The sequence below is a fragment of the Acidovorax sp. GBBC 1281 genome, from assembly GCF_028473645.1.
GTDB lineage: Bacteria > Pseudomonadota > Gammaproteobacteria > Burkholderiales > Burkholderiaceae_C > Paracidovorax.
This window is the reverse complement of record NZ_CP097269.1, coordinates 3244831-3271010: the sequence shown is the minus strand read 5'-3', so window position 1 is coordinate 3271010 and position 26180 is coordinate 3244831. Positions and strand designations below refer to the sequence as shown.

General features: G+C 64.1%; 23 protein-coding genes, 1 tRNA gene and 1 pseudogene. 12 read left to right on the top strand and 13 right to left on the bottom strand.

Annotated features, from left to right (window positions below; translation table 11 throughout):
- Positions 1 to 28 precede the first annotated feature (28 nt).
- The 7 genes from M5C96_RS15245 (at position 29) to M5C96_RS15215 (ending at position 6953) form a co-directional block, all read left to right on the top strand.
- A complete protein-coding gene (locus M5C96_RS15245) occupies positions 29 to 688 on the top strand; it encodes a DNA-3-methyladenine glycosylase family protein (protein WP_272563992.1) in 660 nt (219 codons plus the stop codon).
- Positions 689 to 776: 88 nt separating this feature from the next.
- Positions 777 to 1754 carry an acetyl-CoA carboxylase carboxyltransferase subunit alpha gene (locus tag M5C96_RS15240; RefSeq protein ID WP_272563991.1) on the top strand — a complete coding sequence of 326 codons (978 nt, stop codon included), beginning with the start codon at positions 777 to 779 and terminating at the stop codon, positions 1752 to 1754.
- Between the two features lie 107 nt (positions 1755 to 1861).
- Positions 1862 to 2812 carry a tRNA lysidine(34) synthetase TilS gene (gene tilS / locus M5C96_RS15235; protein WP_272563990.1) on the top strand — a complete coding sequence of 317 codons (951 nt, stop codon included), beginning with the start codon at positions 1862 to 1864 and terminating at the stop codon, positions 2810 to 2812.
- A 97-nt stretch (positions 2813 to 2909) separates the two neighbouring features.
- Positions 2910 to 4178: an aspartate kinase gene (locus tag M5C96_RS15230; protein WP_272563989.1), complete on the top strand. Its 1269-nt coding sequence runs from the start codon at positions 2910 to 2912 to the stop codon at positions 4176 to 4178.
- Positions 4179 to 4220: 42 nt separating this feature from the next.
- Positions 4221 to 4313, top strand: a tRNA-Ser gene (locus M5C96_RS15225).
- Positions 4314 to 4752: 439 nt separating this feature from the next.
- Positions 4753 to 5838 carry an IS5 family transposase gene (locus M5C96_RS15220; RefSeq protein ID WP_272569564.1) on the top strand — a complete coding sequence of 362 codons (1086 nt, stop codon included), beginning with the start codon at positions 4753 to 4755 and terminating at the stop codon, positions 5836 to 5838.
- A 239-nt stretch (positions 5839 to 6077) separates the two neighbouring features.
- Positions 6078 to 6953 (top strand): tyrosine-type recombinase/integrase, encoded by an 876-nt coding sequence (locus M5C96_RS15215; RefSeq protein ID WP_272563988.1) that lies wholly within the window; start codon positions 6078 to 6080, stop codon positions 6951 to 6953.
- A gap of 535 nt (positions 6954 to 7488) precedes the next feature.
- Here M5C96_RS15215 and M5C96_RS15210 read toward each other — a convergent pair.
- From M5C96_RS15210 to M5C96_RS15200, 3 genes and pseudogenes are all read right to left on the bottom strand, one after another.
- Positions 7489 to 8439 (bottom strand): annotated as a pseudogene (locus M5C96_RS15210) (IS5 family transposase).
- A gap of 61 nt (positions 8440 to 8500) precedes the next feature.
- A complete protein-coding gene (locus M5C96_RS15205; protein WP_272563987.1) occupies positions 8501 to 9139 on the bottom strand; it encodes a hypothetical protein in 639 nt (212 codons plus the stop codon).
- A gap of 544 nt (positions 9140 to 9683) precedes the next feature.
- The gene (locus M5C96_RS15200; protein ID WP_272563986.1) at positions 9684 to 10016 is read right to left on the bottom strand and encodes a hypothetical protein; all 333 of its coding nucleotides are present in this window, start codon (positions 10014 to 10016) and stop codon (positions 9684 to 9686) included.
- Positions 10017 to 10114: 98 nt separating this feature from the next.
- On the opposite strand from M5C96_RS15200, the gene M5C96_RS15195 reads away from it, so the two are divergent.
- The gene (locus M5C96_RS15195; RefSeq protein ID WP_272563985.1) at positions 10115 to 10495 is read left to right on the top strand and encodes a hypothetical protein; all 381 of its coding nucleotides are present in this window, start codon (positions 10115 to 10117) and stop codon (positions 10493 to 10495) included.
- Between the two features lie 107 nt (positions 10496 to 10602).
- Here M5C96_RS15195 and M5C96_RS15190 read toward each other — a convergent pair whose 3' ends face one another.
- From M5C96_RS15190 to M5C96_RS15170, 5 genes are all read right to left on the bottom strand, one after another.
- Entirely contained in the window at positions 10603 to 10782 is a 180-nt protein-coding gene (locus M5C96_RS15190; protein ID WP_272563984.1) for a hypothetical protein, read from the bottom strand.
- A gap of 284 nt (positions 10783 to 11066) precedes the next feature.
- Positions 11067 to 11513, bottom strand: a complete 447-nt coding sequence (locus tag M5C96_RS15185) for a hypothetical protein (protein ID WP_272563983.1) — start codon at positions 11511 to 11513, stop codon at positions 11067 to 11069.
- A 772-nt stretch (positions 11514 to 12285) separates the two neighbouring features.
- On the bottom strand, positions 12286 to 12705 hold the full coding sequence (locus tag M5C96_RS15180; RefSeq protein WP_272563982.1) for an RNA-binding S4 domain-containing protein: 420 nt from the start codon (positions 12703 to 12705) through the stop codon (positions 12286 to 12288).
- Positions 12702 to 14162 (bottom strand): sensor histidine kinase, encoded by a 1461-nt coding sequence (locus M5C96_RS15175; RefSeq protein ID WP_272563981.1) that lies wholly within the window; start codon positions 14160 to 14162, stop codon positions 12702 to 12704. Before M5C96_RS15175 ends, M5C96_RS15180 begins: the two co-directional genes overlap by 4 nt.
- Positions 14159 to 14842: a response regulator transcription factor gene (locus M5C96_RS15170; protein WP_272563980.1), complete on the bottom strand. Its 684-nt coding sequence runs from the start codon at positions 14840 to 14842 to the stop codon at positions 14159 to 14161. The genes M5C96_RS15175 and M5C96_RS15170 overlap by 4 nt, the downstream gene beginning before the upstream one ends.
- 130 nt (positions 14843 to 14972) lie before the next feature.
- Between M5C96_RS15170 and M5C96_RS15165 the strand changes: the two genes are divergently transcribed.
- The 3 genes from M5C96_RS15165 to M5C96_RS15155 all read left to right on the top strand — a co-directional run bounded on the left by M5C96_RS15165 (position 14973) and on the right by M5C96_RS15155 (position 18143).
- Entirely contained in the window at positions 14973 to 15932 is a 960-nt protein-coding gene (locus tag M5C96_RS15165; RefSeq protein ID WP_272563979.1) for a Bug family tripartite tricarboxylate transporter substrate binding protein, read from the top strand.
- 133 nt (positions 15933 to 16065) lie between these two features.
- Positions 16066 to 16632, top strand: a complete 567-nt coding sequence (locus tag M5C96_RS15160; RefSeq protein WP_272563978.1) for a tripartite tricarboxylate transporter TctB family protein — start codon at positions 16066 to 16068, stop codon at positions 16630 to 16632.
- Positions 16632 to 18143 (top strand): tripartite tricarboxylate transporter permease, encoded by a 1512-nt coding sequence (locus M5C96_RS15155; protein ID WP_272563977.1) that lies wholly within the window; start codon positions 16632 to 16634, stop codon positions 18141 to 18143. Before M5C96_RS15160 ends, M5C96_RS15155 begins: the two co-directional genes overlap by 1 nt.
- Here M5C96_RS15155 and M5C96_RS15150 read toward each other — a convergent pair.
- The 3 genes from M5C96_RS15150 to M5C96_RS15140 all read right to left on the bottom strand — a co-directional run bounded on the left by M5C96_RS15150 (position 18133) and on the right by M5C96_RS15140 (position 21913).
- Positions 18133 to 19320, bottom strand: coding sequence for a PepSY-associated TM helix domain-containing protein (locus M5C96_RS15150; protein WP_442867312.1), 1188 nt, complete (start codon positions 19318 to 19320; stop codon positions 18133 to 18135). The two genes, M5C96_RS15155 and M5C96_RS15150, sit on opposite strands and share 11 nt — an antisense overlap.
- A gap of 34 nt (positions 19321 to 19354) precedes the next feature.
- Positions 19355 to 21577, bottom strand: coding sequence for a TonB-dependent receptor (locus M5C96_RS15145; protein WP_272569732.1), 2223 nt, complete (start codon positions 21575 to 21577; stop codon positions 19355 to 19357).
- A gap of 114 nt (positions 21578 to 21691) precedes the next feature.
- Positions 21692 to 21913 (bottom strand): hypothetical protein, encoded by a 222-nt coding sequence (locus tag M5C96_RS15140; protein ID WP_272563976.1) that lies wholly within the window; start codon positions 21911 to 21913, stop codon positions 21692 to 21694.
- A gap of 306 nt (positions 21914 to 22219) precedes the next feature.
- On the opposite strand from M5C96_RS15140, the gene M5C96_RS15135 reads away from it, so the two are divergent.
- Positions 22220 to 24355, top strand: coding sequence for a D-(-)-3-hydroxybutyrate oligomer hydrolase (locus tag M5C96_RS15135; protein ID WP_272563975.1), 2136 nt, complete (start codon positions 22220 to 22222; stop codon positions 24353 to 24355).
- Between the two features lie 130 nt (positions 24356 to 24485).
- Here M5C96_RS15135 and cysC read toward each other — a convergent pair whose 3' ends face one another.
- Both cysC and hemH read right to left on the bottom strand, forming a co-directional pair.
- The gene (gene cysC, locus M5C96_RS15130) at positions 24486 to 25058 is read right to left on the bottom strand and encodes an adenylyl-sulfate kinase (RefSeq protein ID WP_272563974.1); all 573 of its coding nucleotides are present in this window, start codon (positions 25056 to 25058) and stop codon (positions 24486 to 24488) included.
- 26 nt (positions 25059 to 25084) lie between these two features.
- Positions 25085 to 26167 carry a ferrochelatase gene (gene hemH, locus M5C96_RS15125; protein ID WP_272563973.1) on the bottom strand — a complete coding sequence of 361 codons (1083 nt, stop codon included), beginning with the start codon at positions 26165 to 26167 and terminating at the stop codon, positions 25085 to 25087.
- Between the last annotated feature and the right edge of the window lie 13 nt (positions 26168 to 26180).

Genomic DNA, 26180 nt, shown 5'->3' with positions numbered 1-26180 from the left:
GAAATTTCTGGTGCGGGCGGGATAAGCGGTGGCTGCGACGAAAAAGACAGCCCATGACGGGCCGCAACTGATCGCGCCCGCCTATTGGGCCGAGGCCTGCAAGCACCTCGTCAAGAAAGACCGCGTGATGAAGCGGCTCATCCCGCAACTGGGCGACGTGGCCCTGCGCCAGCGCGGCGATGCGTTCACCACGCTCGCGCGCAGCATCGTCGGCCAGCAGGTGTCGGTGGCATCCGCGCAGAAGGTGTGGGACCGTTTCGCGGCCCTGCCGCGCACCATGACGCCGGCCAGCGTGCTCAAGCTCAAGGTGGACGACATGCGCGGCGCAGGCCTGTCCGCGCGCAAGGTGGACTACCTGGTCGATCTGGCGCTGCACTTCGATACCGGCAAGCTGCACGTCAAGGACTGGGATGCGATGGACGACGAGGCCATCACGGAGGAGCTGATCGCCATCCGCGGCATCGGCCGCTGGACGGCGGACATGTTCCTCATCTTCCACCTGGCCCGCCCCAACGTCATGCCGCTGGACGATGCCACCCTGATCCAGGGCATCAGCCAGCACTATTTTTCGGGCGATCCCGTGAGCCGCAGCGATGCCCGCGAAGTGGCAGAGGCCTGGAAACCCTGGTGCAGCGTGGCGAGTTGGTATATTTGGCGGTCGCTCGCCCCGTTGCCGGTGGACTATTGACGCCCTCGCGGGAGGGCGCGGCAACCGATGCTGCGTCCGTGCCCGTGGTGCTGGCCTGAACAGGGCGAGGAGCCCAAGGAGAATTACGTTGGCGAAAAAAACCTTTCTGGATTTCGAGCAGCCGATTGCCGAGCTCGAAGGAAAAATCGAAGAACTGCGCTACGTGCAGACCGAAAGCGCGGTCGATATTTCGGAAGAGATCGACCAGCTGAGCAAGAAGAGCCACCAGCTCACCAAAGACATCTACAGCGATCTGTCGCCCTGGCAGATCACCAAGATCGCCCGCCATCCCGAGCGCCCCTACACGCTCGACTACGTGCGCGACATCTTCACCGACTTCGTCGAGCTGCACGGCGACCGCCACTTCGCCGATGACCTGTCCATCGTCGGGGGCCTGGCCCGCTTCAACGGGCATGCCTGCATGGTGCTGGGCCACCAGAAGGGCCGCGACACCAAGGAGCGCGCCGCGCGCAACTTCGGCATGAGCCGCCCCGAGGGCTACCGCAAGGCCCTGCGCCTCATGAAGACGGCCGAGAAGTTCAAGCTGCCGGTGTTCACCTTCGTGGACACGCCCGGCGCCTATCCCGGCATCGATGCCGAAGAACGCGGCCAGTCCGAGGCCATCGGCCGCAACATCTTCGAGATGGCGCAGCTGGAAGTGCCCATCATCACCACCGTGATCGGCGAGGGCGGCTCCGGCGGCGCGCTGGCCATCAGCGTGGCCGACCAGGTCGTGATGCTGCAGTACTCCATCTATTCGGTGATCAGCCCCGAAGGCTGCGCCTCCATCCTCTGGAAGACCAGCGACAAGGCGCAGGACGCGGCCGATGCCATGGGCATCACGGCCCACCGCCTCAAGGCCCTGGGCCTCGTGGACAAGATCGTGAGCGAGCCCGTGGGCGGCGCCCATCGCGACCACAAGCAGATGGCCGCCTTCCTCAAGCGCGCCCTGGGCGATGCCTTCCGCCAGCTGGCCGATCTCAAGCCCAAGGAACTGCTGGACCGCCGCTACGAGCGCCTGCAAAGCTACGGCCGCTTCACCGACACCAAGGCCGAGACGCGCTGAAGCGCGGGGCTTCGGCACCACGCCCCATGCCATGAACCCAGCGGCCCTTCGGGGCCGTTTTGCATGGAAAACGCCGCCATCGCCGGCCCCTGAAACGCCCCTTCTGCATGACGCAATCCTTCGACGCCGCCATGGAGGCCTTCGCACCGGCCCTGCCGCTGGCCGTGGGGCTGAGCGGCGGGGCCGACTCCACCGCGCTGCTGCTGGCCTGCGCAGGGCGGTGGCCTGGCCAGGTGCACGCGTTCCATGTGCACCATGGGCTGCAGGCGGCGGCCGATGGCTTCGAGCGCCACTGCGCCGACCTGTGCCAGCGCCAGGGCGTACCGCTCCAGGTGGCGCGCGTGAACGCCCGCCCCGCGCCGGGACAAAGCCCGGAAGACATCGCCCGCCGGATGCGGTACGAGGCTTTTGCGGGTCTGGCACAAGTAACACTAAGGCATGATGCTATAAAAACAATAGCATTGGCCCAGCATGCGGACGACCAGGCCGAGACCTTGCTGCTGGCGCTGTCTCGGGGCGCCGGCGTGCCGGGGCTGGCGTCCATGCCTGCGCACTGGCAGCGCGATGGCCTCGACTGGCATCGGCCCCTGCTGCGGGTGGCGGGCGCCGATGTTCGCGCCTGGCTGGTGGCGCGGGGCGAGGCGTGGGTAGAAGACCCCACCAATCGCGATGAGCACTACACGCGCAACCGCATTCGCCACCGGCTGCTGCCGGCGCTCGATGCCGCTTTTCCCCAGTTCCGCGACACCTTCGCCCGCAGCGCCGAGCATGCCGCGCAGGCCAGCGAACTGCTTCAGGAACTGGCCGAGGCCGATCTGGCCGCCGTGGGCGTGCCGCCGCGGCTGGCGGCCTTGCAGGCGCTGAGCCGGGCCCGGCAGGCCAACGTGCTGCGCCACTGGCTGCGCAGAGTGCACGGCACCACGCCGGCCGCGGCCCAACTGGCTGAGCTGCTGGACCAGATCGCCGCGTGCACCACGCGGGGGCACCGCATCCGCATCAAGGTCGGCCGCGGCTTCGCCGTGCGCGAAGCCCAGGTGCTCGGTTGGTACAATTCTTAGGTTTTGGTCCCCATCCCTGCACGAAAAACGGCGGCGCGCCAGAACAATTTTTCTCCTTTCCCTGCGCCGTCTTGCGTTTCGTCATTCCAGATATCCAATGGCACTGATCGTTCATAAATACGGCGGCACGTCGATGGGCTCCACGGAGCGCATCCGCAACGTCGCCAAGCGCGTGGCCAAATGGGCGCGGGCCGGCCACCAGATGGTGGTGGTGCCCAGCGCCATGAGTGGCGAAACCAACCGCCTGCTCGGGCTGGCCAAGGACCTGGCCCCTTCGCGCGCCACGTCCGCCTACCACCGTGAACTCGACATGCTGGCCTCCACCGGAGAGCAGGCGTCTTCCGCGCTGCTGGCGATCGCGCTGCAGTCCGAAGGCATGGAGTCGGTGAGCTATGCCGGCTGGCAGGTGCCGATCCGCACCAACAGCGCCTACACCAAGGCCCGCATCGAATCCATCGACGACCAGCGCGTGCGCGCTGACCTGGCCGCCGGCAAGGTCGTGATCGTGACGGGCTTCCAGGGCATCGACGAGCACGGCCACATCACCACGCTCGGCCGTGGCGGCTCCGATACCTCCGCCGTGGCCGTGGCCGCAGCGATGAAGGCCGCCGAATGCCTGATCTACACCGACGTGGACGGCGTGTACACGACCGATCCGCGCGTGGTGCAGGAGGCGCGCCGCCTGGCCACCGTGAGCTTCGAGGAAATGCTGGAGATGGCCAGCCTGGGCAGCAAGGTGCTCCAGATCCGCTCGGTCGAGTTCGCCGGCAAATACAAGGTGCCCCTGCGCGTGCTGTCCAGCTTCACGCCCTGGGACATCGACATCAACGAAGAAGCCCGCTCCGGCACGCTGATCACTTTTGAGGAAGACGAAAAAATGGAACAAGCCGTTGTATCCGGCATCGCATTCAACCGCGACGAGGCCAAGATCTCCGTGCTCGGTGTGCCTGACAAGCCCGGCATTGCCTACCAGATCCTGGGCGCCGTGGCCGATGCGAACATCGATGTCGACGTGATCATCCAGAACCTGAGCAAGGACGGCAAAACGGACTTCAGCTTCACCGTGAACCGCTCCGACTACGCGCGCACGATTGACTTGCTCAAGGAAAAGGTCGTTCCCGCATTGGGCGCGCAGGAAGTGGTGGGCGACGCCAAGATCTGCAAGGTCAGCATCGTCGGCATCGGCATGCGCAGCCATGTGGGCGTGGCCGCCAAGATGTTCCGCGTGCTGAGCGAAGAGGGCATCAACATCCAGATGATCTCGACCTCCGAAATCAAGACTTCCGTCGTGATCGACGAGAAGTACGTGGAGCTGGCGGTGCGCACGCTGCACAAGGCGTTCGAACTGGACCAGTCGCCCGCGTAACCCGGCAAAAACGCCGTCAATCTGAGGCATAATAGCCGGATTGGAAACGTGACCGAGTGGCCGAAGGTGCTCCCCTGCTAAGGGAGTATGGGGTGTAGAGCCTCATCGAGGGTTCGAATCCCTCCGTTTCCGCCAATAGCAAAAAACCTAGCTAGATCAATGATTTAGCTAGGTTTTCTTGTATGGACTGGTAGCACTTCTGGTAGCAAACCAAGTGCTCACACTGCCTGTCTATCTTCGTGGTCAGACCTACTACCTACACACTAGGGTAGGCCGCCACCAGTTCAAACGCTCTCTCAAAACTGCCGATCCAGTGCTTGCTAGACTGCGAGCATTGGAACTTTTGCGAGTGATCGAGATGAGTAAACCAAAGCTATCCGATTTCAATTTTGATAGCAAAGAACTAAGGCGCTACGAAATTGAACTTGGAGGCGTTCGGATTAAATCCGATGGTCCAGACGATCACAAACGAGCCTTGGAAGCTATTGCAGCTTTGAAAGGTGTTACCAGGGAACCTCTCAAAACCCATCCGGTCCCTTGTTGATCGAGAATGCGTGCTCCATCCTTTGCCATGATCACTCCCCGTAGCGCCCTGAAGTTCGACCTGTTCGCTGAGGCCTCGCGCCAACACAAGAGAGATGAGGTGGGCGATCCGCTGCAGGTGATCGCGCGGCACATCGACTTCGCAGAACTGGCCCGGCTGGTGGATGCCTTGATCGAACGCGGGGGTGGCCGCCGGGGCGGTCGGCCCGCCTACCCCACCGAGGTGATGGTGCGCATCCTGGTGTTGAAGCGGCTGTACAACCTGTCCGATGAGCAGATGGAGTATCAGTTGCTGGACCGGGGGAGCTACCAGCGGTTTTGCCTGTTGCAGGATGCGATGAACGTGCCGGACCGCAACACGATCTGGCGCTTTGGCGAGCGCCTTGGCGTGGGCGGGGCAACGGCCTTGTTCCAGGGGGTGGATGCCCAACTGCAGCGCCACGGCTACATCGCCCGGGGCGGGCAGGCCATTGATGCCACGCTGGTGCCCGCGCCCCGACAGCACATCGGCCAGCAGGAGCGGCGAACGCTGGCACAAGGCGGGCAGCCGGACTGGAGCCAAGCGCGACGCAGGCAAAAGGATGTGGAGGCCACGCACACGAAGAAGCACGGCAAAAGCCACTTCGGCTACAAGCTCAGCGTGAGCGTGGACCTCAAGCACGGCTTCATCCGCCGCCTCGCCACGGGCACGGCCAGCGAGCACGACGGGCACCACTTCGATGAGGTGCTGGACATGCACAACACCGGGCGGGCAGTGCATGCGGACAAAGCCTACCCGAGCCGCCAAAGGTGCCAGATGCTGAAAGTGCTGGGATTCGTGGATGCGATGCAGCGCCGTGCGCAGGCGGGCCGACCACAGAGCGAATGCCAGAAGGGGCGCAACCAGCGCATCGCAAAGAAACGAGCCAAGGTGGAGCACGTGTTCGCCGGTATCCGCCACCTGGGGGGCAAGTTCGTGCGCACCATCGGACAGGCGCGCGCCACGGTGGGGATGACGATGATGGCCGCCTGCTACAACATGAAGCGACTGGCCTGGTTCCTGCATCGGGGCGTGGATGCTTTCTTCAAGCCCGCCACTGGCAAGGCACAAGTGCGCCTGCAAACGGTGAAAGCCTGAGCCACCGGGCCTGCAAGGCCCCTCATGCACCCAGGCGCAGACCGTTGCTGGGCCTCATCACGCTCAAACGGCTACTGGCGCCCACTCCTCCCTATTCGGATTCGTCAAACATGGGGTTGTGAGAGGCTCCCACCAGTGCTACGCAGAATATTCAGCCTGCGGCTGTACCCTTTGAACAGGTCCCTGTTCATTCGCCTAACGGCCTTACAGTCACCGAGCTATTGAATCGCTATTTGCAGATGAAGCAACTGGCCCCAGGTTCAATTTCAGCAGTTCAAAATACGGTATTGCAGTTTGCTACCTTCGTGGGTAAAAAGAAAACCATTGACCAGATTTTGAAAATCGATGTAACTCGGTTCGCTGAGAAGATGAAGGCTGAGGGTCTGGCCCTCCAAACTGTTCAGACCAAGATTAACCTGCTAAAAGCAGTGTTCAATTTTGCAAGGGAGTATAGCTACCTCAAAGGTGAAAATCCTGTGAGCTTGAAGGTGATTACCAAGGCTCAGAAAATGGCAGCAGGCTATGATATTTTCGATGATGGTGATATTGTGGCAGTATATGCAAGGAGCTATTTTGACCCACAGAAAACCAAAGACCCTGATTATTATTATGCCTGCTTGATCGCTGTGGTTACTGGGCTGCGTATCGGTGCAATTACTAGCCTGTGTAAAAATGACATTCAAAAAACAGATTCTGGAACCTGGTTTTTGAGAATTCGAGATGACAAAACAGCCAATGGTAAGCGTGATGTTCCTGTAATTCCTGAGTTGATGGGTTCAGGTTTTGAGGCATATATTGCAACCAAGGTGGGACCAATTTTCAAATACAGTGAGCTACAAGGTCGAGGCAAAGGTAATGCCGTGGGTAAGAAATTTACTCGTAGACTTGAAGAGCTGGGGTTAAAAAATCGCAAGCTAGTATTCCATTCATTGCGTAAATATGCGAATGATTATTACGCAAAAGATGGGGTGGCATTGGAGGCTCGGAGTCAATTTTTTGGACATGAGCTTGATAATACGAACGTGAATTACTACACGAAACCTTACACCGTCGATGCACTTTTTGAGGTAGTAGCACCAGCTCAACAGAAGATTTTTGAGAAGCTCTACAAGTGATTTAGAGTGAAGCCGCCCAATAAAAATAACCAACCGTGAGGTTGGTTTTTTTATGGGTGGAAGGTATTTGGTATTACCCCCGGAGGGCTCACCCAACCTAGATTTTCTAGGTTGGTATAGTGAGTGATACCAACCTAGGTTGGTAGCATTCTTGATTATCCAGAAAAACCTGTTAATATTAAATGACAAGAAGAAAAATAACAGGAGACATGAGCAATGGCAGAACTACACTGCATACTAAGAACGGCAAAGATAAAATCGCGAGTAAAGATTACACAAGCAGTGGAGCATAACCTAAGACTGCGATTCCAAGAAAATATTAATAAGAAATTAACGCCAACGAATAAAGTAATCTTTAACTCGCTTAAAGCAAATGTAGCAGATGCGACAGATTTGCAAAAGAAGCTAAGTTCGCATTATGAGGGCTTGGGGATTAAAGAAAGAGCTGATAACGTACTGATGATGGAGTTTGTAGTCAGTGGGCGCTGTTGCACAAATCGAATTGCAGACGGCATGACCCCAACCCCAGACGGACCTATGCCACAGCAGTCACCGACACGGTGTGAGGACGGCCGATCTGACTGAACCGATTGAGCAAGGCCACGCGGACATGCAGCTCCACAACCTGGCGGTCGAACGTGCGCGCGATCACCCGTTCGCCCAGTCGCTTGAAGCAGTGCATCTTCGTCTCCACAAGGCTGCGCCGGTGGTAGCCGCTCCACTTCTTCCAAATGCCGCGACCCAGGCGCTGGCACGCCCGAATGGCCTCATTACGATGCGCCGAGCCCGGACTCGACTTCTTCCAATGGCTGGCGTTCTTGCGGGGCGGGATCACCGCCATCGCGTGCCGCTCGGCAATGGCGTCCAGGCAGGCGCGCGTGTCGTAGGCGCCATCGGCACTGACGCTTTCGATGGATTCGTCAGTGGGAATCTGAGCCAGCAACCCGGGCAACATCGGCGCATCCCCAATGGCGTTGCTGGTCACCTCGATGGCGCGTATTTCCAGCGTCTGCGCGTCGATGCCCAGATGGACCTTGCGCCATTCGCGCCGGTATTCAGCACCATGCTTCTTGCGTTTTCACTCTCCTTCGCCCAGGAACTTGATGCCGGTGCTGTCCACCAGCAACTGCAGCGGCGAGTTGGTTCGCTGGTAGCTCAGTTCGACCTGCAAGGTCTTTTGGCGCCGGCAAACAGTGCTGAAGTCAGGTACCGGCCAGTCCAGCTTTGCCAGCCGCAGCAGGCTCTGCACCATGCCCAGCGCCTGTCGCAAGGGCTGGCCGAACAGGCACTTGATGCTCAGGCAGAACTGGATTGCTGCGTCCGAGAAGGTTCGGCTGCGTCCACGCCTGCCGGTCGGCGTGCCAAACCACTGCATGCCCTCATCTAGCCACATCGTCAACGAGCCTCGCGCTTTCAGCGCCGCGTTGTACGCCTTCCAGTTCGTCGTGCGGTACTTGCTCCGCTGCCTGTTCTTCGTCTCTGTCACGCAGTCAGTCTACGGGCATCAGCATCGCGATTTGTGCAACAAAGCCTATTTATGCTACATCTCACGGGACAGAAGTTCGCCTTGGAAAATACTTGAAGCCTGCACTAGCTGATTCCATTGTGAGGGAAATTAAATCCGTTTCTGGAACGACTTGGAGTTGACCAGGGAATAATTCACCCGCAATTTTTTCGTCATCGTCAAGCTCCGCATTGGTGATTGCTACCATTTTTGAAGCAGTTTTCTTCACAATGTTGAGCTTGACCCCAATGTTCTTCTCCAACTCTCTGATTCGATCTGCATAGATATTGAAGTCTTCAATATTCTGCTCTATCGCATTGCAAAGAGATTGCAGGGTAGCCGAAGGGTCTAAGGAAATAATTAGCTCCTTTGGCGGTGGTTTAATTCCCTTTGGCGGAGACTCCATTTCGCAACTCTGGAACAATACTTTCAACAGTCCGGCAGATTCCAACCTCGCAATGGACCGTTGAAGGTGTACGATTTGCTTATCATCGCCAGTCAGTGCTTTGACCAAATTCCGCAGCGTATGGAATGACTTACGTTCATAAATGCCAAAAACTTGGTGTTTAAAAGTAGCATGATGACAGATGGTGAAATAGACTTTTCTATCGTACTCTGTAATTTTGTTTTTGAAGAGCGCTTTGAGTGCATCGGATGCGATATTGATATATTGTGTTGACATTGCAAATCCTTATTCTGGTATTTTAAAAATACCAGAGAAAATTAAAATGTCAAGTTTTAAAAATTCGCCATTTTTGTTTCCTTATTTTTAGAGAGAGTGAATATACATATTCTCATAACTACTATGGTTTTATTGTGTGTAATACATAATTGTCATCAATGATGTATCACTAATATGGCGGTTTGGTACAAGATCGCCCTGCGACCCGCGCCAATCCTCACTTTTCTTGGTTCGCACTTGACAAATCAACTTTCAGGTCGTGGTACGGAAATGTCCTGCAACCCGCGCCAGTGCTCATTTTTCTTGGTTCGCTTTTTGGTTCGGTTTTTATAATATGGACAAATCGTGCTTTTACGTATAATTTTTAGCCGTAAAACTTGACATTTTATTTATTTTCTCGTATATTATTTTTGGCTCAAAAATCCTTTCTTCTGGTAGAGAATCTGTTGACCTGAGCAAATGAGAAAGCCCCTTAACGGGGCTTTTTTATTTGAGTTTGTCAAAGTGCTTGACTGGTAGCAGGATTGGTAGCAAAATTTGGATTTTAAACGCTGCTAAGTCCTTGATTTTGCTGGGTTTTCGGTTGGGAATTCATTGTCCCTCCGTTTCCGCCAGGTACAAAAGCCCCAAGTGATTTTTCACTTGGGGCTTTTTCCTTTTGCGCGGTGGCATCAGCGCAGGACGACATATCGATGCTGCTCCCTGCGCCCACGATGGCGTTCTTTTCAGAACCCGCTTCGGCGGGTTTTTCGTTTCGACCGGGTTGCCGTTTTGAACGAGCCCATGCCTGCGCCGTGGCGCAGATTTCGATCCGCACCCTGCCAGAAATGACCTGAGTCAAGTAATTTGCCGCGATTGCGTGTCGTCCGACATCCACGCGGTGTTCGGGACGGCGAGGTGGGGGTGATGGGCTCTTTACAACGGAATGGCCGCGGGCATTTCGCCTGCGAAGCGACAACCTCAAAGGAGTCCACCATGAATGCATCCAATACGCCCCTGGCTGAAACAAGACCTGCCGGCTCTGACTTGGCCGAGCAGGCCCGTCCCGGTCACGGCATTCCTTCGCAGGACCCGGCCGTGGCGGCCCAATACGCGCTGTCGCCTGAAGAGGTCGAGCGCGAATCGAAGTCTTCGCTGATGGGCGGCGGTGTCATGGCCGGTACGGCCGCAGGCGCGGCCGTTGGTGCGGCCGTGGCAGGGCCTGTCGGAGTGTTCGTGGGTGGCACCGTGGGTGCCGTGGCGGGCGCGTTGGGCGGGGCTGCCGCGGGAAGTCTGGTCGAGCCCGATGCCCCGTCAGCCGACGAGCAACCAACGCATGACGTGAGCAAGACCCCCAATACCGTTTTGCCTCGCTGAAATTGCACGCATCTGAACCCATGGGCAGCCACCATCAATCGATGGCTTGTCCATTGGGAATGGGCGGCTCTGGCGAGGCGCCGCAGAGCGTGTGGATTCCGTTGCGCTCAGTCGCCCCGGGGCGCGGTTTCCTGTTCCAGTTCCTCCAGAACCTGGATTGCTCCACGGATGCGCATCAGGGTATGGCTGAGTTCAGCTTGCCGCGCTTCCAGTTGCCGGAGTTGCTGCTCGCCTGCAGAAAGCTCGCTCTTGAGTTGCGCAAGCCGTGCTGTCAGTTGTTCACGCATCGGAGTGGGGTGGAGAGTGGTTGAAGCCTTGCATTGTGGATGCGCTTTACCAGGCCACAAAAAAAGACAGGGTGAATGCGCTCGACGCGCGCGCGCTGAGCACAAACGCCTTCACCGCGAGTGGACACGGCGTTGGCCTGAGACCCCGTCACCTGGCCAGGCGAGGCGATGATAGTTCGAGGGGTCGGATACACCCTGTGAGATGCGGTAAGTGCGGCCAGCGCATGTCAGTTCCACCCATCGGCCGCTGGCCTTGCGCATGTTTTTAGCGGCCGAAGACGGCCTCAGGTGGCAGACGTCAGGTACAGCGAGGCTGCATCCGTGGCCAGTGCATTGAGCATCCCATCCGCGCCGATGCGAAAGTGGGCGCCAGTCGTGTTTGCAATCGCGGCATAGGCGGCAAAACAATGGGCCGGCAGCGTCATCATTCCGACGGCATCGCCCGACAGGATTTCGAATGCGGGTGGCGATGCCGCTGCATCCAGGGTGAATCCGATCATCAGCATGGTGCCGTGCACTCCGACTTTTCCGCCGGTGATTTCGATGCAGCCGGCTGCGTTCTGCACGGTGTAGCCGTTGGCGGAGTAGGCAGCCTGGCCGGACAACGCCACGATGCGGACGCCGCGGGCTTTGATCACGTTGTATTCCGCCCAATCGGTGGAGAGGTTCAAGGGGGTGAACTGTTGCATGAGGCCGCGATGTTTCGCGCTCCTTGCCGGGTAGTTGTCCATGGGATGGGGTGGGTTAGGCAATGACTTACGCCTTTTGGCCAAGTCTTTATTTAGTGGGTAAAAAGGGTTCAGGGCAGAGGCAGCAAATCACCTGCTGATGGGCGGTTGCGCGTGTGAGGCGCTCCAGTTGAACTGCCTGTTTTGGTTGTCTTGCGGAGGAAGGTTCATCGGCATCGCTTTTTCCTTGTTCCTGGGGTTAACAAACAAACGCACTTGAAACGTCTCCTGTGCGTTCAAAGGTTGCGCTTTCACCACGGAAAAGAGCGTAGGAGAAACCTGAGTCGGAAGTCAGGGATGCATGGTTTGATGTAACTTTTTGCGTCTTTTGTGGCGATGTGAAAAATTTGACGCGCGTGGCGCTTGCATCGCGGTAAATCAGCGCAGGTGACAAAAGCCGTGAACTTGGCATCTCGATTTGCGCGGAATCACCGTCAGGAATAGCATATTTCTCAAATTCCGTCAGGCGAAACGATAGGCCTGCTTTTTTTGGACGTGAGAGGGTTATGATTCATTCCGTCGGCACCTCCAGCCGACACCTCCCTTTCTTGCTCTTTAGCAAGTTTTGCCCGCCTCGTGCGGGCATTCTTTTTTGTGCTGTCAGCGGAGAGTAAGGGTCGTGCTCAAAATGGATTCCACCGGACGGGGCATCGCCTCCCCTAAGGAATTCGGGCTGTGACCAGGCCGCAATGCCTGCCCGACTTTGCCCGCCCCTGTGCGGGCATTTCTTTTGGGGCGGTAGGGTTCCCCAGGCATGGCGCCGAGGAGCCGCCGGTCAATCGTCGGCGGACGCGCTCCAGCGGCTGCCCCAATCACGCGCTTGGTCGATGTTGCGGCGATCCCGTTTGGTCGGCCGGCCTTCGTGCAGGCTGGCGGCGGGCTCAGGCGCCAGGCGGCGCTGCTCCGCGGCTTTTTCGCGGGCGGCGATGCTTTCCGCCGTTTCTTCATAAAGCAATTGCGCCACAGGTGCAGGACCGCGCATACCGCTGAGCGCACGCACTCGCACCGTGCGCTGCATGGGACCTTGGCGTAGATCGACGGTATCGCCGGCCCGCAGTTCTCTGGCTGCCTTGGCCGCCTGGCCATTGACGGTCACGCGGCCTTTGCCGATCTCTTCCACGGCCAGCGAGCGGGTTTTGTAGAAACGGGCGCACCACAGCCATTTGTCCAGGCGCATCGATTCGGGAGGGTTCATGCGGCCATTTTCTTCCGATCCGCGGGCGGCGGATTGTCGGCCGATGCCAACGGAAGGCGCACCACCGCATCCAGCCCGACAACCCGTGCGCCGTCCCTCCGGTTGGACAGCTCGATCTGTCCGTCCAGCGCCTGCACGATCTCCTGGCAGATGGCCAGCCCCAGTCCGGACCCGGTGCGCACGTCGCCGGCCGAGAACGGCTGGAACAGGCGCTGCGCCAGCTCGGCATCGATGCCGGGGCCGCTGTCGGCCACGGTCAGCGCCACGTGGCGCCCGTCCGTGCGCAACTCCACAGACAGCACGCCGGACACCGGTGTATGGCGGATCGCGTTGTGCAGCAGATTGCGGGTGAGTTCGCGCAGCATCCATTCGTGCGCCTGGACGGGCGCCGGGTCGGTGTGGATGCCGAAGTCCAGGTCGCGCTGGGCGATGAGGGGCGACAGTTCCAGGGCGATCGCCCGCAGTTCTTCATCCAGCCGGGTCACGGGTGGGGCGCTTTGCTGGCGCAACTGCTCGACCTTGGCCAGCGCGAGCATCTGGTTGGCCAACTGGGTGGCACGCTCCACGGTGTCGCTGATCTCGTGCAGCGCCTGCTCCGGAGGCGCATCGCCACGAAGCGCGGACTGCACCTGGGTCTTGAGCACGGCCAGCGGCGTGCGCAATTGGTGCGAGGCATCGCGCACGAAACGTTTCTGGTGTGCCAGCAGGTGCGACAGCCGCAGCATGACGTGGTTGGTGGCGTCGATGAGCGGCTGCAGCTCGCGCGGCGCGGATGGCGCGGAGATGGGGCGCAGGTCGTCCTCAGGCCGGTTCTGCAGCCGCGCGCTGAGCTGCCGCACAGGGCGCGTGGCCTGTTGCACCACCAGCACCACGATGACGCCGATGGCCACTACCAGCAGTGCCTGCCGCGCCAGCGTGGTCCACAGGATCTGCAGGGCCAGGGTCTGGCGCAGCTCCAGCGTTTCAGCCACCTGGATCACGGCCATGCCGCGGCCCTGGGGCGTGGCCACGGGCTGCAGCAGAACGGCCACGCGCACGGGGCGGCCGCGGAACTGGTCGTCGTAGAAGTCCACCAGCGCGGCATACGGCGGGCGGGCAGGAATGCTGCCGTGCCAGAACGGCAGTTCTGCAAACCCCGACACCAGGCCGCCGTGCAGGTCGGACACGCGGTAGAACATGCGGCTTTGGTTGTCCGCCTCGAAGGCCTCCAGCGCGGAGTAGGGAACGATGGCACGCAGCTGGGCCGCATCGTCGTAGCCGGTCACGTCGATCTGCTCGCTGATGCTCTTGGCGGAGGCGAGCAGGGTGCGGTCATAGGCCGTGTGCAGCGATGCCAGGGTCTGCCGGTAAAGGCTATGGGTGTTGTAGGCGATGAACAGCGAGGCGGGCACGAGGATGCCCACCAGCAGTTGCCGGCGCAGCGATCGCGTGCGGGGGCGCGCGGCGGCGCGCTTCATGCATCGGCCTTGAGCAGGTAGCCCAGCCCCCGCAGGGTCATGAGCGTGAGGCCGGTGCCCACCAGCTTCTTGCGCAGGCGGTAGACGACGACCTCGATGGCCTCGTACTGCACGTCGAGCTGCCCGGGAAAGACCAGTTCGTACAGGCGCTCCTTGGTCACCGCATGGCCGGGCTGGGCGAGCAGGGCGTGCATGAGGGCCAACTCGCGCGGGGTGAACTCCATGACCTCGTTGCCCAGGTAGATGGCGCCGCTATCTTTTTCGTAGCGCACAGCCGCGATGTTGATTGTGCTGGAGGCCGATTTGGCCTCAGGCGCCTCGCCGGTCCGGCGCACCAGCGCGCGCAGCCGCGCCTCCAGTTCGTCCAGGTCGAAGGGCTTGGGCAGGTAGTCGTCGGCGCCGGCATTCAGGCCGAGCACCCGGTCCCCCACGGTGCCGCGCGCGGTGAGCAGCAGCACGGGGGTGCGCAGCCCCTTGGCACGCGCCTGCTGCAGCACCTGCAGGCCGTCGAGGCCGGGCAGGGTGAGGTCCAGCACGACGGCATCCGGGGCGCGCGCGGTCCATTGCGCGAGGGCGGCGCGGCCGTCGCCGAGGGCCGTCACCTCCATGCCGCGGCGGGTCAGGGAGCGTTGCAGCGTGGCCTGCATGGCCGGGTCGTCTTCCACGAGAAGCAGTTGCATGCGCGGCACCTTAGCACCGCTCGCAGCGGCGCCGAAGATGGGTGTTTACCCTGAGCGTGTGGACAGCCGTTTGACAGGAACGGCGCGCATCATCGGCCCGTTCGTACAACTATTAATCCAGGAGACAACGATGCGTCGTGACACCTTCCTCAAATCCCTGGCGGCCCTGGCCGCGGCCGGTGCGTTGCCGTTGTCGGCCCGCGCTGCCACCGCCGTCAAGATGATGCTGCCGGCCAACCCCGGCGGCGGCTGGGACACCACGGGCCGTGCCCTGGGCCGCGCGCTGCAGGACGCCGGCGTGGCCTCGTCCGTCACCTACGACAACAAGGGCGGCGCGGCCGGCGCCATCGGCCTGGCGCAGTTCGTCAACTCCAGCAAGGGCGATCCGAACGCGCTGATGGTGATGGGCTCGGTGATGGTGGGCGGGATCATCACGGGCAAGCCGCCCGTGAACCTGTCGCAGGCCACGCCGATCGCGCGTCTGACCAGCGAATACAACGTGTTCGTGCTGCCGGCCAGCTCGCCCTTCAAGACCATGGGTGACGTGATCGCCCAGCTCAAGAAGGACCCTGGCAGCGTGAAGTGGGGCGGCGGCTCGCGCGGCTCCACCGAGCACATCGCCGCGGCGATGATCGCCCGCGAAGCCGGTGTGGACCCGGCCAAGATCAACTACGTGGCGTTCCGCGGAGGTGGCGAGGCGATCGCGGCCATCCTGGGCGGCAACGTGACCATCGGCGGTGGCGGCTACAGCGAGATGGCCGAGTACATCAACACCAAGAAGATGGTGCCGGTGGCGGTGACCTCGGGCCAGCGCCTGAAGGGCTCTTCGGTGCCCACGCTCAAGGAGCAGGGCATCAATGTGGAGATCGGCAACTGGCGCGGCGTGTATGCCGCCCCGGGCATCTCGGCCGAGCAGCGCAAGGGCCTGGTGGACATGGTGGCCAAGGCGCTCAAGAGCAAGAGCTGGGCCGAGTCGCTGGAGAAGAACGACTGGACGCCCGCATGGCTGGCCGGCGACGAGTTCGGCGCGTTCGTCGATGCCGAATTCGCCAGCCTGCGCGCCACGATGGTCAAGGCCGGCATGGTCTGATCCCGGTGTTGCCCACGCGGTGCGGCGCCCGGCCCGGGTGGCGCACCGCCGTGACCTGCGCGGCCGCCGAACCCCAGCGCTGAAATCAATGCACCCCGTGCCGGTGGCCCCGGGGGATGACGAGGACACAAGCATGTCGGAGCCTATCGCTTCTTCCCCCCCTTCCCTGGCCGAGCCCGACCCCGGGCCCAGCACGGTGCCCGGCGCGCGCATGCAGGCGGCCGTGGGCGCCGCCGTGGTGCTGATCGCGGGCGGACTGGCCTTCGGTGCCGTGAGCATTCCCTCGAACGCGGGCTACGGCGGCGTGGGCCCGAGCTTCCTGCCCTGGCTGGTGGCCGGCGTGCTGGCCTTGTGCGGCGGGGTGCTGCTGTGGGAGGCGCTGTCGGGCGGCTTTCGCTCCATGGACGAGCCCGGCGGTGCCGCGCGCGCCAACAAGGTGGCGTTCGTCTGGGTGTCGGCCGGACTGCTGCTGAATGCGGCGCTGATCGCCACGGTGGGCTTCATCCTGAGCTGCACGCTGTGCTACGTGCTGGCGGTGCAGGGGCTTCGCCGGGCGGCCGGGCAACCCTCGGCTGGTGCGGCGCGCACCTGGGCGATGGACGTGCTGACCGGCGCGCTGATCTCGGCGCCGGTTTACTGGGCTTTCACGCAATTCCTGGCGATCAACCTGCCAGGCCTCACGCAAACAGGGTGGCTGTGATGGAAATCTTCGACGCATTGCTGGCGGGCTTCGCCACCGCGGCCACTCCGGCCAATCTCCTGTGGGCCCTGGTGGGCTGCGCGCTGGGCACCGCCGTGGGCGTGCTGCCCGGCATCGGCCCCGCCGTGGCGGTGGCCATGCTGCTGCCCATCACGGCCAAGGTCGAGGTCACGGCCTCGATGATCTTCTTCGCCGGCATCTACTACGGCGCGATGTATGGCGGATCGACCACTTCGATCCTGCTGAACACGCCCGGGGAGACGGCGAGCATGGTCACGGCCATGGAGGGCAACAAGATGGCCAAGAGCGGGCGCGCGGGTGCGGCGCTGGCCACGGCGGCCATCGGCTCGTTCGTCGCCGGCACCATCGCCACCGTGGTGGTGACGCTGTTCGCGCCCTACGTGGCCGACTTCGCCGTTCGCCTGGGGCCGCCGGAATATTTCATGCTGATGGTGCTGGCCTTCACGACCGTGAGCGCGGTGCTGGGCAAGAGCACGGTGCGCGGCCTCACGGCGCTGTTCGTGGGCCTGGCCGCCGGCTTGGTAGGCATGGACCAGATCTCCGGTGCGGCGCGCTACACGGCCGGCCAGCCCGAACTGCTGGACGGCATCGACATCGTGCTGGTGGCCGTGGGTCTGTTCGCCGTGGCCGAGGTGCTGTATGCCGCCATGTACGAAGGCCGGGTGGTGGACACGCAAAACCGCATGGGCCGCGTGCACATGACGGCGCGCGACTGGAAGCGCTCCATTCCCGCCTGGCTGCGCGGCACGTTGATCGGCACGCCGTTCGGCTGCATTCCCGCCGGCGGCACGGAGATCCCGACCTTCCTGAGCTACGCCACCGAGAAGAAGCTGGCCAAGGGCGATGACAAGGCCGAGTTCGGCAAGGAAGGCGCCATCGAGGGCGTGGCGGGCCCCGAGGCTGCCAACAACGCCACGGTGACGGCCGCGATGATCCCGCTGCTCACGCTGGGCATCCCGACCTCCAACACGACGGCCGTGCTGCTGGGCGCGTTCCAGAACTACGGCATTAACCCCGGCCCGCAGCTGTTCACCACGTCGGCCACGCTGGTGTGGGCGCTGATCGCCTCGCTGTACATCGGCAATGTGATGCTGCTGGTGCTGAACCTGCCCATGGTGGGCCTGTGGGTCAAGCTGCTCAAGATTCCGAAGCCCCAGCTGTATGCGGGCATCCTGATCTTCGCCACGGTGGGGGCCTACGGCATGCGCCAGAGCGCGTTCGACCTGTTCCTGCTGTATGGCATCGGCGTGCTGGGCGTGCTGATGCGCCGGTTCGATTTCCCCACCGCACCGGTCGTCGTGGGCATGATCCTCGGGCCCCTGGCCGAAGCGCAGATGCGCAATGCGATCTCGATCGGCGAGGGCAGCTGGTCGATCTTCGTCACGCGGCCCATGTCGCTCACGCTGATGGTGATCGTGGTAGCGGTGCTGGTCGTGCCCCGCCTGATGCGTGGCTGGGCCGCGCGCCGCCTGGCCCTGGCTAGCGCTTGAGCGGTGCGCGTGCCGCCGTCAGCGGGGAAGCCAGGGTGGCTTCTCCGCTGGCCGTTTTTCCGGGGGATGCCGTCGCCGTGCTGGCCGCCCTGCGGCCCAGCCAGAGGTAGAGCCCGCTGCCCAGCACGATGATGGTGGCGATGTCCAGAAGCGCCCAGAGGATCTTCATCGGCATGCCGCCGTAGTCGCCGAAGTGCAGCGGCTGCGACACCAGCAGGGCCACGAGGTACCAGGGCAGCTTGGGCGCGGCGGTCACCTCTGCCGTCTTGGCATCCACCAGCACTGGCTGCAGCAGCCGCGACGTGAGCGGCTCGTTGCCGCGCAGGAAGAACGTGTGGTGGTGCGGGCTGGAAAACGACGTGCCCGGAAACGCGATGAACGACAGCTTGGTGCCCGGTGCGCGGGCCAGGGCCGCGTCCAGCGATTTCTGCACCGAGGCGCGCTCGGCCACGGGCGTGATCGGCTGGCCGTTGTAGGGCGCCAGCAGCGCACTCAGTTCGTCGTACTGCCAGTATTTGACGAGCAGGTCGGCCCAGGTGTTGATCATGCCCGTGCCGCCCACCACGAAGGCCCACACCAGCGTGACGATGCCCAGCAGGTTGTGCAGGTCGAGCCATTTCACGCGGGTCGAGCGCTCGCGCCGCACCTCGCCGAATCGCAGTTTGCGCATGAAGGGCGCATACAGCACCACGCCCGTGACGATGGCCACCAGCAGCAGCAAACCCATGAAGCCCAGGAACAGCTTGCCCGCCAGGCCCGCGAACAGGTCCACGTGCAGCTTGAACATCACGTACATGAACCCTTCGTCGAAGCGCGGTTGCGCCAGCAACGCGCCGGTGCGCGCATCCACCGCCACCGAGCGGAAATCCTCGGTGGGAGCGGGTGTGGGCGTGAGGGTGGCGAACCACAGGTCGGTGCTGTCCTCGGGCTGCGAGGCGAACTGCACCACGCGGTCCGGGTGCTGTGCACGTGCCACGTCCAGCACGCGGTCCAGGCTGACGTGTGGCGTGCCGGCGGGCATGGGCGGGGCTTCCACCTCGGTGCCCAGCAGGTGCCCGATCTCGTGGTGGAAGATCAGCGGCAGGCCCGTGAGGCACAGCAGCATGAACACGGTGCAGACCAGGCTGCTCCACTTGTGCAGCCAGGTCCAGGTCTTGAGGGAGCGTGCAGTCAGCATGGTCGGTGCGATGGGTGGGAGCGTCGCGGCGGGATCAGAAATCCACGCTGGCGCTCAGCGTGAACGTGCGGGGCGCTGCCACCACGAGGTAGCCGGAGCCCGGGTAGCCGCCGGCGGAGGCCCAGTAGTTGCGGTCGGTGGCGTTGTCCACGCGGGCGCGCAGGGTGACCAGGCGGCCGCTCCACTCGGTGGCGTAGCGCACGCCCAGGTCCAGGCGCGTCCAGGCGGGCACGCGCAGGGTGTTGGCGTCGTTGGCATAGGTGGCGCCGGTGCGCACCACGCGCGCGTCCAGGGCCAAGCCCTGCGCGCCCGGCACGTCCCATTCCGCGCCCAGGTTCGCCTGCAGGCGCGTCACGCCGATCACGCGGTTGCCATTGAGCGCGGCATTGCCGGTCTCGCGCTGCTTGGCATCCAGCCACGTCATGCCGCCGAGCACGCGCAGGCCGCGCGTGGCCTCGCCGTACACGTTGAGCTCCACGCCCTGGTGGCGGTCCTTGCCGGACGAGGCGAACACGTTGGCCGCGTTGACGATGGCGCGCGGCTTGGTCGTGCTGAACAGCGCCAGCGAGCCGCCGATCCGGCCGGCGTCGTACTTGAGGCCGATCTCCTTTTGCTTGGCGACGTAGGGCGACAGCTGCTCGCCGCGGTTGACCACCGGCGTGCCGTTGGCCGTGGCGGGCGCGGTTTCACCCTTGCTCAGGCTCTCGACATAGTTGGCGTACAGCGACAGCTGCTTGCTGGCCTTGAACACGGCGCTCGCCAGGGGGCTGGTGCGGCTTTGCTCGTAGCGGTTGGTCAGGGCCGAGGTGCCGTAGGCATAGTCGGCCACGTCGAGCTTCTGGTGGCGCAGGCCCAGCGTGACGAGGACGGTGTCCTGCACGAAGGACATCGTGTCGCCCAGCGCGAAGCTGGTCATGCGGGTGCGGCCGGTCAGGTTGGGGCTGGCGAGCGTCCCGCCATAGCCCGCATTCGCGCTGAAGGCGGGCTGTGCGTAGGGCGTATAGGCATACAGGCTGCCCGGGCGGGTGTTCAAAAAGTCGAATGCGTAGGCGTTGTCTTTCTCGGCATCGAAGTACGAGGCCGAGGCCACCCACTCATGGCCCACGCTGCCCGTGCGGGCCTTGCCGCGCACGCCGAGCTCGCCCGTGTTCACCCGGTCCTTGCGGGTGTTGTCGAAGCGGTAGGTGCTGCCTTCGCCGGTGGTCGAGTTGCTCACGCTGAGGTTGGCCAGCGAGTTGGACTCTTCGCTGCGGCGCAGGCCCCAGGCGCCCCACGCGGTGACATCGGGGCTGATGTCCACTTCGCCGCGGAAGGTGCCGAACAGGTCGCGCTCGTTGGAGTACGTCCAGGGTTGCGAGAAGTTGGCCGAGGCGTCCGGCGCGGCGGGAATGAAGTTGGCGTTCGCGCCGTTGAGGGTGACATTGGTGCGCGTGCCCCTGAGCTTGTTGTCCTGCCAGCCGATATCGCCCGACAGGCGCACATCGCGGCTGCGCCAGTCGAGGCCCACGGAGACCAGACCCAGCTGGCTCTTTTCATGGTCCACGGCGGTGTCGCCGTCGCGGTAGGCGGCATTCAGTCGGATGCCGGTGCTGTTGTCGGGGCCGAAGCGGCGCGCGATGTCGGTGGACACCTGGCCGTACCCGCCCGAGCCCGTGCCCACGGTCACGCGCGACAGCGGCTCGTTGGGCGCGCGCTTGGGCAGCAGGTTGATCGCGCCGCCGATGCCGCCGCCGTTGGGCGCCGCGCCGTTCAGGAATGCCGATGCGCCGCGCAGCAGCTCCACGCGCTCGAAGAGTTCGGTCGCGATGTACTGGCGCGGCAGCAGGCTGTACAGGCCGTTGTAGGCCACGTCGTCCGAGTCCAGCAGAAAGCCGCGGATGAAATACGTTTCCTGGAAGTTGCCGAAGCCGCGCGCCAGCCGCACGCCGGCATCGTTTTGCAGCACCTCGCCCACGCTGCGCGCCTGCCGGTCCTGGATCAGTTCGTTGGTGTAGCTGGTGATGCTGAAAGGCGTCTCCATCGCATCGCGCGTGCCCAGGATGCCGGCCCGCCCGCCGCGGGCGACTTGGCCGCCGGGGTAGGCGGGCGACAGGCCTTGTGCCGATGCGTCCGCGCTGGCGCCCACCGTCACCGTGGGCAGGGTGGGGGCGTCCGCAGGGGTGGCCGTGGCCTGGGCATTGGCCTGAAGGCCGAATGTGGCGAGGGCTAGTGCGACGGCCAGGGCGATGGGGGTGTGCTGGTTCATGGGCATGGGCATGGGCATGGGAGGGGCAAGGTCAGGAAGGGCGTGAATGAATGAAAGGGGCGGCGCGGCATGGACAAGTCCATCCAGGAGCCAAGTGCATCGGGCCACGGAAAATCGGGACCGGGCTCAAGCCGAGGGCGGGCGGCGGCGAAGGCCGAACCAGGCCATGGTGGCCACCGGCACCCCCAGCGCCACCCAGGACCAGACGTCTCCCCAGCCATCGCTGACCAGGGCGCTCAGCAGGCCGGTGGCGGTGAGCACCCCCAGCGCGATGGGCCAGCCCCACAGCGGAAAGAAGCCGCCAGGGGTCGGGCGGAGGTCGGACGGTGGTTCGATCGGTGGTGGCATGGGCGCAATCGGGAGGGGCGGTGGCGACGGCAGGGGCCGCCACGCAGGGCCAGCGAGGCGCAGCGAGCGCCCCGGGGAGAGGCTCTCCCCGGGGCTCCCCACCAGGGCGCTGTTTTTCAAGGCGGCATGTTAAATGATATTGCGAATGGTTCGCATTGTTTTTGGGTGAGATTCCTCACCGTGGCATGATCCGCACTTGAAAACTTTGCAACGCCTTGTGGATGCCGCCATTGGCAACGCCCCGCACCGCCATTGCATACTCTCCACGACAATTTCATTCCGTTTCCCCGCTGCAGGAGATTTCCGATGCGACCGCTCATTCCCCGCGCCATTGCCCTCGCTGCCCTGACCGCCGCCCTCCTGGTTGCCTGCGGTGGCGGTGGTGGCAACACCGTGGACTTCGATTTCAACGTGCGCCCGTCCTACCTGGCCAGCCTGCGCCAGGCGACCTACGACGGCGTGGACGACGATCTGCTGACCGCCGGCCTGGGCCGCACAGGCCTGGCGGACCCCGATGCCCCCGGCTACGAAGGCGCCCAGCCCACGGCCGCGGAGATGCGCCGCAACGCCATCTATACCAATTACCGCGCGCTGCTGGACATGACGGCCGCAGGCGGCTACGGCACGCTCTACGGACCCAACGTGGATGCGCAGGGCCGCGTGACGGCCGGTGAGGGCAAGATCGCCGGCACCGAGACCATCGCCTACTACGACGACGGCTCGGGCCGGCAGAACGTCACGCTGATGGTGCAGGTGCCCGACACCTTCAACCCCGCCAGGCCTTGCATCATCACCGCCACGGCCTCGGGCTCGCGCGGCATCTACGGCGGCATGTCCACCGGCGAGTGGGGCCTCAAGCGCGGCTGTGCCGTGGCCTACACCGACAAGGGCACGGGCGCGGCCCCGCACGACCTGCAGGCCGACACCGTGCCGCTGATCGACGGCACCCGCACCTCGGCCACCTCGGCCGGCACCAGCGCCGCGTTCAACGCCGGGCTGTCGGCCGCCGACCTGGCCGCGTTCAACACCGCCACGCCCAACCGCTTCGCGTTCAAGCACGCCCACTCGGGGCAGAACCCCGAGAAGGACTGGGGCCTGGCCACGCTGCGCGCGGTGGAGATGGGCTTTTACGTCATCAACGAACGCTTCGGCGATCTGTCTCCGGGCGGGCAGCGGCTGCGCACCTTCAAGCCGTCCAACACGATCGTCATCGCCTCCAGCCTCTCCAATGGCGGGGCCGCCGCCATCGCTGCGGCCGAGCAGGACACACAGGGCCTGATCGGCGGCGTGGCCGTGTCGGAGCCTGCGGTGGAGCTGCCGGCCAATCCCGGCGTCACCGTGCGCCGCGGCACCACCGACGTGGCCGTGAACAGCCGCACCCTCATCGACTACACCACCTACGCGCAGCTGTACCAGGCCTGCGCCGCGCTGGCGCCCTCCATCAGCGACAGCCCGTACGCCAGCACGTTCGCGGTGGGCTTCGCCAGCCCGTCGCTGCCGATCGCCTCCAACCGCTGCGAGGCGCTGCGCGCGCAGGGGCTCATCACCGGCGGCAGCACCGTGGCCCTGGCCGAACAGGCGCTGGCCCGGCTGCGGGCCTACGGCTGGGAGGCGGAATCGGTGGCGCAGTACCCGTCCCTCGCCGGCTTCGAGGTCGTGCCCGCCGTGGCGGTCACCTTCGCCAACGCGCTCTCGCGTTCGAGCGTGAAGGACAACCTGTGCGGCTACAGCTTCGCGGCGACCACGGCGCAGGGCGCGGTGACGCCGCTGGCGCCCGCCGCGCTGGCCGACATGTTCGCCACCGGCAATGGCGTGCCGCCCTCGGCGGGCGTGCAGCTCGTCAACAACCGCAGCCTGGGCGGCGCCACGCGCGACGTGCTGTCGCAGAGCGCCACCGGCGCGCGCGACTGGAACCTGAGCGGCGCGCTGTGCCTGCGCAACCTCGTGACGGGCACCGACGACGCGGCGCAGCGGCTGCAGGCCGGCGTGGACGAAACCCGCCGCAGCGGCAACCTGCGCGGCAAGCCCGCCATCATCGTGCACGGCCGCTCGGACGCGCTGCTGCCTGTCAACCACACCTCGCGTCCCTATGCGGCGCTGAACCGCCGGGTGGAAGGCGCCTCCAGCCGCCTGCGCTACATCGAGGTGACGAACGCACAGCATTTCGACAGCTTCATCGGCCTGACCGGCGTGCTGCCGGGCTACGACACGCGCTACATCCCGCTGCACGTGTACCTGAACCGTGCGCTCGACGCCATGTACGACCACCTCGCCAACGGCAACGCCTTGCCCGCCAGCCAGGTGGTGCGCACGGTGCCGCGCGGCGGCCAGCCGGGCAGCGCGCCCGCGATCACGGCGGCCAACGTGCCGGCCATCGCCGCCACGCCGGTGAACGGCAATGCCATCACCGTGACCAGCGGCGCTATCAGCGTGCCGGAGTGAGCGGGGCCGCACTGCGGCCCGTGGCGGGTGGCCCGTGTCGCATACGGTAGTAGGTTTGCTATTGAATAAATAGCATGATGCCGGCGATTTGATTGGGCTGCAGGCCTGTCGGGCTGTATTGCCGGGCGCTTCAGCGCTCGGCGGATCGCTCCGACCCCTGTGCGGTGGGGGACGGGCCATGCGCCGCCCACAGCGCCTCGACGCAGGCCTGCACCGAGGCCCCCGCCGTGTCGATCTCGAAGTCCGCATCCCGGGGCTCGTCGTAGGCCCCGCCCACGCCCGTGAACCCCGGCAACTGGCCGGCCCGGGCCCGCGCATACAGGCCCTTGGGGTCCCGGGCCTCGCACACGGCCAGGGGCGTGCGGACCCACACCAGGCGGCAGCGGTCCTCGCCCACGATCTGGCGCATCCGCTGGCGGTCGCTCTCCTGGGGCGAGATCAGGGCGGCGACCACCCACAGCCCGGCCTCGTTGAACAGGCGCGCCACCTCGGCCGTGCGGCGGATGTTCTCGCTGCGGTCGGCAGCGCTGAACCCGAGCGAGGCGTTCAGGCCGCCGCGCAGCACATCGCCGTCCAGCACCGTGCAGGCGATGCCGCGGGCCTGGAGCCGGCTGGCGAAGGCCTGCGCCAGCGTCGTCTTGCCCGCGCCCGACAGGCCGGTGAACCACAGCGTGCGGGTGGCGGAAGGGGCGGAAATCTGCATGGCGGGCCGTCCGTGCTCGGCGTGCCTCAGTGCCCGTCCCAGCCCTGCAGGTGCTGCTGGGCGATCTGGCTGAGGCCGGTGATCCAGGCGTTGTCGTCGTTCATGCAGGGGATGTAGCGGAACGCCTGGCCGCCCGCGTGCAGGAACGCCTCGCGCGCTTCCTGGTTGATTTCCTCCAGGGTTTCCAGGCAGTCGCAGGGAAAGCCCGGGCACATCACGTCCACGCTGCGCGTGCCGGACTGGGCCATCTGGATCAGCGTGGGCTCGGTGTAGGGCTCCAGCCAGCGGGCCTTGCCGAACCGCGACTGGAAGGTCACCCGGTACTGCTCGGGCGAGAGGCCCAGGGCCTGCGCCACCAGCGTGGCGGTGGTCAGGCATTCCTGCTGATAGGGGTCGCCCAACTGCACGTTGCGCGCGGGAATGCCGTGAAAGCTCATCACCAGTTGCTCGGCCCGGCCACCCTCGCGCTTCCAGTGCGCGCGCACGCTCTGCGCCAGGGCCTGGATGTAGCCCGGGTGCGCGTGATAGCTGTTCACGAAGCGAAACTCCAACAGCCGCCGCTGCCTGCGCGTCCAGGCCTGCACGTCGTCCACCACGCTGGCCGTGGTGGTGGACGAATACTGCGGATACAGCGGCAGCACCAGCACGCGCTCCACGCCTTCGGCCTGCAGGGCATCGAGCTGCGAGGCGATCGACGGCTGCCCATAGCGCATCGCATGGCGCACGCGCACGCCCAGGCCCGCCTCGCCCAGCCAGCCGCGCAGCAGCGTGGCCTGCTTGGCCGTCCACACGGCCAGCGGGGAGCCTTCCGGCATCCACACGCTCGCGTACTTGGCGGCGGATTTGGCGGGGCGGATGCGCAGGATGATCCCGTACAGGATGGGCAGCCAGGCCACGCGGGGAATCTCGACCACGCGCGGATCGCCCAGGAACTGCGCCAGGTAGCGGCGCAGCGCCGGCGCGGTGGGCGCCTCGGGGGTGCCCAGGTTGCACAGCAGCACGGCGGCGCGGGACAGGCCGGCGGCGGATTGCGCGGCGGCAGGGGGGAGGGGGGGCAGGGCGCCGGACAGGGGGGCCGGCGACGAGGGCGCGGAGGTGGGGGAGGGCATGCCCGCATTGTGG